Source organism: Gordonibacter pamelaeae 7-10-1-b (genome assembly GCF_000210055.1).
GTDB lineage: Bacteria > Actinomycetota > Coriobacteriia > Coriobacteriales > Eggerthellaceae > Gordonibacter > Gordonibacter pamelaeae.
On record NC_021021.1, the window covers coordinates 731,307 to 739,313 of the forward strand.

An 8,007-nucleotide genomic window follows, 5' to 3' on the forward strand; every position below is an offset into this window, starting at 1 on the left:
CGCGGGTACCGCGGGGCGTGCGGGCGAGGTGCGGGTCGTTCGCATGCGAGAAGGCCGTGTACAGGTCGATGGCGGAGAGCACCGCGAAGCTCCCGGCAGCGGTGCCGCCGAGGAACAGGTACCACACGATGAGCTCGCCGAAGACCACCGCTCCCCCTCTCGCCGTCTCCGCCGTCCGCCGCGCCCGCCGGGACGCGTTCCTGCACAGCATACCATTTTGTCGTGCGACAATCAGCACGACGTTTCCACCGGCGCCCCGCCGCGCCTGCCGCGCTCCTTCCCGCGCCGCGTCCCCTACGCCGGCCTGTTCGCGTCCATGAACGCCTTGAGCTCCTGCTTGCGGGCGGGGTCGAGCTCCTTCTTCGGGATGCCCTGCACCGCGCCCTCCAAGCCGTAGAGCATGTGCAGGCACACGCCGGGGTCGATGGCCTGCACTTTGAGCCACGCCTGCTCGGCCCCTGCGGCCATCAGGTCATCGGGCGTCGCGATGCCCACCTGGGCAAGCTGCTCGGCTGCATGGGGGCCGATGTTCGGCAGATCGGTGAGATTCGCCATGGGAGTCCTCCGTTTCTCGCTGCGGAAGCAGCGGTTCGCACGCGCTCGAGGGCCGGCGGCCCCCGAGCCTTAGGCCGAAGGCGCAGCCTGCACCCTGGCGCGCAGGCGCGCAAGATCGGCGTCGTTCGGGTGCGCGGCCGCCTCGTCGAAGTTCGCGATGAGCTGCGCCATGCGGGCGGCTTGCACGGGATTCGCCTCGGCCGTGCGCTCGTAGCGGCGGCGCACACTCGAAGGCATGCGGCCCTGGCACATGAACGTGCCTATGAGCTGCGCCGACTCTGGCAGATGCGCGGCCGCGCGGGCCGCCACGCCGGCGAAGTACGTCTCGTCGGCACCGAACCCGCACGTGCCGAACAGGAACACCTCCTTGCCCGCCAAGCCGGCCAGCAGCTCCCCCATCTCGTCGGTGCAGTCGCCCCGGTTCGTCCAGAAGCCCGCGTACACGCGGTCGGCCTGCGCCACGGAGGCGGCGTCCACCTCGCCCACGCGCCCGAACGCCAGGCGCCCTTGGGCGGGCAGTGCCTCGGCCACGGCGCGCGCGAGCTCCTCGGTGTTGCCGGTCCTGCTGTCGTAGACGATCGCGTACGTCATGGGCTTCGCTCCTTACTTCGGGGCGGCGGCGCAAGGGCCGCCGCTGTTCGGATGCAGATCGTTATACGCCCGCCCGGCATCCATGTAAACCCCGCTATACTGAACCGAACGGCAAAACAACAGCATCGCAGGCACCGAGCGAAAGCGGCGGCAGGGCGAAGCAGGCGCAGCGGCGCCGGATCCTGCGATGGCAGCGCACCTCGCGGCAACGCGCCAAGCGCGCCCCTGCGCCGCGGCAAAGAAGCAGGCTTAGGAAAGGGAGCATCCATGCGGGCAGTCATTCAGCGTGTGAGCAGCGCGCAGGTGGACATCGACGGCGAGACGGTTGGCAGCATCGGGCACGGCCTGCTCATCCTGCTGGGCGTGGGCCACGGCGACGGCGAGGAGCAGGCCGAGCGCCTCTGGAGAAAGATCGCGCGCCTGCGCATCTTCGAGGACGACGACGGCAAGACGAACCTGTCGCTGGCCGACGTCGGGGGCGAGGTGCTGGTGGTGTCGCAGTTCACGCTGTACGCCAGCTGCAGGAAGGGCAACCGCCCCTCGTTCACCGCAGCGGGCGCACCCGGCGAGGCGAACCGCCTCTACGAGTGGTTCGCCGAGCGCGCCCGACGCGACGTGGCCCGCGTGGAAACGGGCCGCTTCGGCGCGTACATGGACGTGTCCCTGGTGAACGACGGACCCTTCACGCTCTGGCTCGACACCGACGAGCTCTGATGCGCACAAGCCCGTCGTGCATCGCCGAGCCGCGAGCAAGAAAACTCGTTGGGCGAGGAAAGCCATCGTTCGTGGCAGAAATCGAAGTTATTCGTCGTAGCTTGGACAGGCTCCGGGAACACATCGCAGACGAACCTCATTTGAACTGGGGAAACGCAGCCTGTCGCCGTCGGAACGCGACACAGGGGCTAGCCGGGCGGCCGTCGATGACGAATAACCTTCGAAATCTGCCAAAAAGGTAGCTTTCCGGCGCGCGCCTTGCCGTCCCATGATATATCCGGCCCGGCGCCGCAAGCGCCGGCGCCGCCAGACTGCCTGCTAGCCCAGCAGCGCCTGCTCCCATTCCGCTTCCTTGAAGCCCACGAGCACGAAGTCCTCGCCCACCACGAGCGGCCGCTTCACCAGCATGCCGTCCTCCGCAAGCAGCGCGTACGCCTCCTCGTCGCCCATGCCCGCATCGAGGAGCGCCTTCACGTTGCGCTCGCGGTACACCATGCCGCTCGTGTTGAAGAAGCGCCACAGCGGCAACCCGCTGGCCGCATGCCACGCCGCCAGCTCGTCGGCCGTCGGGTTGTCCTCCACGATGTGCCGGTCGGCATACGCCACGCCGTGCGCGTCGAGCCATGCCTTCGCCTTCTTGCAGGTGGAGCACTTCGGGTACTCCAAGAACAGCACGCTAGCCATCATTCCTCCCCATCACTCCACCAGTCGACATCTCCGTACGAAAGTCCGCGCTCTCTCTCAACCCAATCGAGGAATGCCTCGGGGCGTTTTACCGGGATCTTCGATTGGGCAAAGCCGGCCGCATCCCGAGTAAGGAGAAAATCGGCCTTCACCTTTCGAGCGGCCATTTCAATCACGCAATCCTCGAAGTCCATCCATTCGAGCCTCACGGCGCTTTTCACGTCTTCCCCGTCAATCGAGCAGATGCGAAGGAACTCGAAACTCGCATCAAAGCCGCGGAGTATGTCGGCGCCGACGCATTCCTTCCGCATAATGTAGTAGATATCGGTGAACGATTTCGCCGAAGCCCATAGCTCGGCATCACCGAACTCCTCCATGATCTGAAGCTTTTTCACGTCCTCATAGTACGGATGCCGTTCCTGGTAGAGGTCGATAAGCACGTTCGTGTCAAGAAAGAGCCTCATAATCGGCATACCTCATTTCAGCGAGAACGTCTTTGAGCGAACGACCGTTCAGGGCATCGCCACCGGGCTTGACCAGCATCCTACGTCCGCGCTCTTTGAGCTTGTTTTTTTGGCCCGGTGTCAGCTTCCTCGGGCCTGGGCGCACGAACCCCCCTTCGGTTGGCAAACTCCCATGCGAAATAGCATATTCGTAAGCCGAATTGATCAGCTCGGTAGGGGTAGCACCGATCTTCTCCAACACAGCATTGCCTTGCTTCTTGATCTCCGTCGGCACACGGGCGGTGACGATGGAATCGACTCGACCCGACTTCTCCGAAGCCTTGCCGACAGCCTTCTTCGAGGTCCTGGGGTCACCCTTTTCCGTTACAGCGTCCATGCCAAACCTCCCTTCAATCACTGGAGAACAGTGTATCGTAATACCGTATTACTTTCAAGTTCCGCGAATTTCGCTTCCTTCCCCTTGACACCCTTCGCCTTAGGTGTTTATAGTGTGCATAGAGGGTATATACACTTTGAACACTGTCGCGAGGCGGGGTGCAAGGCGGGGAACCCTCGGGGCGGCGGGGAAGAACGTGTTTCCCGGCCGTCAGGCGAAGCGGCGAGACGTCGCGGCTCCGCCGCCGGGAGCGCTTGGGACGCCGGGCGCCCCCTCAAGGGACAAGACGAGGAGCACCGTTGGACATCATCATCTCGAACGCAAGCGACAAGCCCATCTACGAGCAGATCACCGCCCAGATGAAGAACCTCATCCTGAACGGCACGCTCGCGGAGGGCGCCCAGCTTCCCTCGATGCGCGCGTTGGCGAACGACCTGCGCATCAGCGTCATCACCACCAAGCGCGCCTACGCCGACCTCGAGGCCCAAGGGTTCATCGAGACGGTGCAGGGCAAGGGCAGCTTCGTCGCCGGCGGCAACATGGAGCTTCTGCGCGAGGAGCGCTTGAAGCACATCGAGGACCTGATGGCGCGCGCGGTGGAGGAGGCCCGCAGCGCGGGCGTCGCGCCGGGCGAGCTCCACGACATGCTCGACCTCCTCATGGAGGACTGACCGGGGAAGGCGCCCGCCGGGCACCATCCCCAAACCGTTCGACCACGGAAGAAAGTGACGACTGATGAGCGACCTTTTGCGCATACAGAATCTGGAAAAGCGCTACGACGACTTCGATCTGGAAGGCATCTCCCTAAGCGTGCTGGCCGGCAGCGTCGTGGGCTTCATCGGCTCCAACGGCGCCGGCAAGACCACCACCATCAAGGCGATACTCGGGCTCATCCGCCCCGACGGCGGCTCCATCTCGCTCTTCGGCGAGGAGGTCACCGGCGCGCCCGAGAAGCGCCTCGCCCAACTCAAGCAACGCATCGGCGTGGTGTTCGACACGTGCTCGTTCCCCGAGGAGCTCACGGTGGACACGGTGAGCAAGCTCATGGCCCAAAGCTACAAGGACTGGAACCCCGGCGCGTTCCGCACGTTCGCCCACGCGTTCCAGCTGCCCCAGGACAAGACGGTGAAGGAACTGTCGCGCGGCATGGGCATGAAGCTGTCGCTGGCGTGCGCGCTGGCCCACAACCCCGACCTGCTCGTGCTCGACGAGGCCACGGCCGGCCTCGACCCTATGGCCCGCGAGGAGGCGCTCGACACGCTGCGCCTGTACATGGGCCACGAGGGCCGCGGCATCCTCATGTCCAGCCACATCACCAGCGACCTGGAGAAGATCGCGGACTACATCGTGTGCATCGATGCGGGCCGCATCGTGTTCTCGGTGGAGAAGGACGTCATCACCGATGTGGCCGGCGTGGCGCAGTGCCGCGCGGCCGAGTTCGACGCCATCGTGGACAGCGGCTTCTTCCCCCGCGGCGGGATGCGCTACGAGCGCAGCACCTACGGCACCACCGTCCTCGTTCCCGACCGCCAGGCGTTCGCAGCGAGGTTCCCCCACATCGTATTGGAGCGGGCCGACATCGAAACGTACATGTCGCTCATGCTGAAAGGAGAGGCCCGATGAAGACCATGCTCATGTTCGACCTGTTGACGGCCAAGAAGCTCGCACGGTCGCAGCTGCTGCTGGGCGTGGTGGTGGCCCTGGTCCTCACGGTATCCACCGGCTCCGCCCTGTGCATCATGCTCATCATGGCGCTCATGCTGGCCTACTCGGTGGGCTTCACGCTGGTGGCCTTCGACGAGCGCAACGACTGGGAGCGCTTCCGCCTCACGCTGCCCCTCTCGCGTGCGAACGTCGTGCAGGGCCGCTACGCCACGTTCGTCGTCATGACGCTGGTCGGGCTCGTGCTGGGCGTGGCGGTCACCGCCATCGTGTACGGATTGTCGCTCGCTCTTCCGCAAACCGAGCTGTTCGCCGGCCTCTTCGAGGGCATGGACTGGCAGATAGTGCTGGGCATGGTTGCAGCCTCCATCGCGTTCTCGCTCGCCCTCTGGCTCGTCGCCCTGCCGCTCGTCGCGCGCTTCGGCATGACGAAGGCCGTGCGCTACCTTCCGCTGGCGTTCATCATCCTGCTGCCCATCGGGACGGTGCTCGTGCAGAAAGCCGGCCCGCCGCCCGCATTCGTCCTCGACCTGGCCGCTTGGGCGAGCACGCCGACGGGCACCGTCGCCTTGGTCGCCGCGGTGCTGGCCGTCATGGCCGTGCTCACCGTGCTCTCGTGCATGCTTTCCGTGAAGCTGTACGAGAGGCGGGAGTTCTAAGCAGCACCCCCGCGCCGCCTGCACCGCCCCGGCAAGCAGGCGGCGCTTCTGCCGGGCGCCGGAGCGCACCGACCAAGGGAAAGGAAGCCCAGCCCATGAAAGCGATGTTCCTGATGGATTTCATCACCGTGAAGAAGCTGCTGCGGCGCTACCTGCTGCTGCTTTTGGGCATGGGAGGCGCGGCCGCCCTCATGATGGGCAGCCATCCGGGCATCATCCCGTATTTCGGCATGATTTCCGTAGTCTCGGTCGCGCAGGCGCTCGCGCTCTACGACGACCGGCGCGATTGGAGCCGGTTCCGCCTGACCATGCCGCTCACCCGCACGGGCGTCGTGCTCGGCCGCTACGCGTTCCTCGCGGCCGTCGCCGCGGCGGGCACGCTGATGGGCGTGGCGGTCTACCTGGCTGCCACGCTGGCCGTGCAGGGGGTGCCGGCCTATGCGGCGCTCGTGCTCCGCCCGGGCGGCTTCGACGCGATCGGGCTCGCCTGGTCCGCTGCCGCGTCGCTTGCGCTCGCATTCGTGGTCGGGGGAATCATGCTGCCCACGTTCTTCAGCTTCGGCATGGGAAACGGCCCGCGCTACGCGATGGCGCTGGTCATGATGGTTTCCGTGCTTGCCATCGGCCCGATCGTCAACGTCTGGGCCAGGCCGGAGGCGGCACCCGCGTTCCTCGGCGGGCTCGTCTCGCTCGCCACGTCGTCCGAGACGTTCCTCGCGGTGGCGGGCGCCTTGGCGGCGAGCGCGCTCGCGCTCTACGTTGCATCCTGCGCCGCATGCCTTGCCGCCTACCGCCGGCGCGATTTCTAGCCGAAGCCACCGGTTCCCAGGGCCCCGCACCGGGGAAGGGGCGCCCATGCAGGGCAAGGCGGTCTGCGCGACTCGGCCGCCGCCTCCGTCGGATTGCGCGTCAAGCGGGCGCCCGGGGCCGCGCTAGCCCATCTTCACGAGGTCGGCCAGGGTGACGCCGTCCACGTAGCCCTCGATGGTGCGGTCCAGGCCTCGCCAGAAATTCACGGCCACGCACTCGCTGCGGCGCGGGCAGGCTTCGGCGCCGTCCTCGAGGCAGGCCACGGGGGCGCAGCCGCCCTCGGTGGCGCGCAAGACATCGCCGGCGGTGATGTCCTCGGCGGGCTTGGCAAGCAGGTAGCCGCCGCTCACGCCTCGGATGCTCTTCAGGATGCCGGCCTTCACCAAGGCACCGCCCAGCTGCTCGAGGTACTTCACGGACAAGTCCTCGCGCGCGGCCGCCTGGCGCATGGTCACGGGTGAGCCGTCCTGCTCGCGGCTGGCAATGTCGATCATGAGCCGCAGGGCGTAGCGCCCCTTCGTCGAAATCATCATGTCCGCCACCGTCCTCACCGCTTCGTCGCACCCGTCTCCACCTGCGGGCAGCCGTTCAACCGCCGTAAGTATAGCGCATCGGTAGCATATCCGCGCCGATCTTCCTTTCAGGAATGTAAGGCCCGGGCAAGCGGTCGGTAAGGTTGCGTTAAGGAAGGCTTGGTATAACGGAAAGCGTAGGGAAACAAGGCAAGGGAAAGGCACCGCCATGGCACCGAGCATGCAGCGCACCACCCCGGACCGGCCGGTCGCACGGCTTGTCGGAAACCTGCTGATATTCGTCATCGTCCTGGTGGCGCTCGCCGCCACGTTCTTCGTGGCACGCGGCTTCAACCAGTACCGCGAGGCCCTGGCCGCGCTCCCGCTGGACGAGATGGAGCAGCGCATCGAGAGCGCATCCGGCTTCACGCCCATCCAGGAGCTGCCCGACCTGTACCTGCAGGCAGTCGTGGCCGTAGAGGACCACCGGTTCTACGCCCACCCGGGCTTCGACGTCATCGCCACCGGACGAGCCCTCGTGAACGACCTCAAGGCCGGGGCGATCGTGGAGGGCGGCAGCACCATCACGCAGCAGCTGGCGAAGAACCAGTACTTCACGCAGGAGCAGACCGTCGAGCGCAAGGTGGCCGAGGTGTTCATGGCGCTGACCATGGAGCAGCGCTTCACGAAGCGGGAAATACTGGAGCTGTACGTGAACTCCATCTACTTCGGCGACGGCTACGAGGGCATCGGCAATGCCAGCGTCGGCTACTTCGGCAAGGAGCCGGGCGCGCTCGACGCAGGCGAGTGCACGCTCCTGGCCGGCATCCCCAACGCGCCGAGCGCCTACGCGCTCTCCGAGAACCCCGACCTCGCCCGCCAGCGGCAGTGCCAGGTGCTGAAGAAGCTCGTGGCCTACGACTACCTCGACGAAGCCGATGCCCGCCGCATCGGCGCACAGGGCGCAGGGGCGTAGGGGC

Annotated in this window: 12 protein-coding genes; 6 read left to right on the top strand and 6 right to left on the bottom strand. The window is 66.2% G+C overall.

The genetic code is table 11. The features are described from left to right. Window positions 1-294 precede the first annotated feature (294 nt). Entirely contained in the window at window positions 295-555 is a 261-nt protein-coding gene (locus GPA_RS03480; protein WP_015538946.1) for a TfoX/Sxy family protein, read from the bottom strand. 69 nt (window positions 556-624) lie between these two features. Continuing rightward, window positions 625-1,146 carry a flavodoxin family protein BilS gene (bilS, locus tag GPA_RS03485; RefSeq protein ID WP_015538947.1) on the bottom strand — a complete coding sequence of 174 codons (522 nt, stop codon included), beginning with the start codon at window positions 1,144-1,146 and terminating at the stop codon, window positions 625-627. Window positions 1,147-1,413: 267 nt separating this feature from the next. Here bilS and dtd point away from each other — a divergent pair, with 267 nt between their 5' ends. Continuing rightward, entirely contained in the window at window positions 1,414-1,860 is a 447-nt protein-coding gene (gene dtd, locus GPA_RS03490; protein ID WP_041238956.1) for a D-aminoacyl-tRNA deacylase, read from the top strand. A gap of 318 nt (window positions 1,861-2,178) precedes the next feature. Here the strand turns inward: dtd and GPA_RS03495 are convergent, their stop codons facing one another. The 3 genes from GPA_RS03495 to GPA_RS03505 are packed head-to-tail and all read right to left on the bottom strand — an operon-like array spanning window position 2,179 to window position 3,384. Next, the gene (locus tag GPA_RS03495) at window positions 2,179-2,544 is read right to left on the bottom strand and encodes an arsenate reductase family protein (RefSeq protein WP_041238958.1); all 366 of its coding nucleotides are present in this window, start codon (window positions 2,542-2,544) and stop codon (window positions 2,179-2,181) included. Further along, window positions 2,544-3,008 (bottom strand): type II toxin-antitoxin system VapC family toxin, encoded by a 465-nt coding sequence (locus GPA_RS03500; protein ID WP_015538949.1) that lies wholly within the window; start codon window positions 3,006-3,008, stop codon window positions 2,544-2,546. Before GPA_RS03500 ends, GPA_RS03495 begins: the two co-directional genes overlap by 1 nt. Then, window positions 2,992-3,384 (bottom strand): type II toxin-antitoxin system RelB/DinJ family antitoxin, encoded by a 393-nt coding sequence (locus tag GPA_RS03505; RefSeq protein WP_015538950.1) that lies wholly within the window; start codon window positions 3,382-3,384, stop codon window positions 2,992-2,994. Before GPA_RS03505 ends, GPA_RS03500 begins: the two co-directional genes overlap by 17 nt. Before the next feature lie 299 nt (window positions 3,385-3,683). Here GPA_RS03505 and GPA_RS03510 point away from each other — a divergent pair, with 299 nt between their 5' ends. The 4 genes from GPA_RS03510 (at window position 3,684) to GPA_RS03525 (ending at window position 6,514) form a co-directional block, all read left to right on the top strand. Continuing rightward, window positions 3,684-4,055 (top strand): GntR family transcriptional regulator, encoded by a 372-nt coding sequence (locus GPA_RS03510; protein WP_041238960.1) that lies wholly within the window; start codon window positions 3,684-3,686, stop codon window positions 4,053-4,055. 64 nt (window positions 4,056-4,119) lie between these two features. Further along, a complete protein-coding gene (locus GPA_RS03515) occupies window positions 4,120-5,007 on the top strand; it encodes an ABC transporter ATP-binding protein (RefSeq protein WP_015538951.1) in 888 nt (295 codons plus the stop codon). Beyond that, window positions 5,004-5,705 (top strand): ABC-2 transporter permease, encoded by a 702-nt coding sequence (locus GPA_RS03520; protein ID WP_015538952.1) that lies wholly within the window; start codon window positions 5,004-5,006, stop codon window positions 5,703-5,705. The genes GPA_RS03515 and GPA_RS03520 overlap by 4 nt, the downstream gene beginning before the upstream one ends. A 95-nt stretch (window positions 5,706-5,800) precedes the next feature. Next, window positions 5,801-6,514 carry an ABC-2 transporter permease gene (locus GPA_RS03525; protein WP_015538953.1) on the top strand — a complete coding sequence of 238 codons (714 nt, stop codon included), beginning with the start codon at window positions 5,801-5,803 and terminating at the stop codon, window positions 6,512-6,514. 123 nt (window positions 6,515-6,637) lie between these two features. Here GPA_RS03525 and GPA_RS03530 read toward each other — a convergent pair whose 3' ends face one another. After that, window positions 6,638-7,048 carry an RrF2 family transcriptional regulator gene (locus GPA_RS03530; protein ID WP_015538954.1) on the bottom strand — a complete coding sequence of 137 codons (411 nt, stop codon included), beginning with the start codon at window positions 7,046-7,048 and terminating at the stop codon, window positions 6,638-6,640. Between the two features lie 208 nt (window positions 7,049-7,256). On the opposite strand from GPA_RS03530, the gene GPA_RS03535 reads away from it, so the two are divergent. Continuing rightward, window positions 7,257-8,003 (top strand): biosynthetic peptidoglycan transglycosylase, encoded by a 747-nt coding sequence (locus GPA_RS03535; protein ID WP_015538955.1) that lies wholly within the window; start codon window positions 7,257-7,259, stop codon window positions 8,001-8,003. Window positions 8,004-8,007: the final 4 nt, after the last annotated feature.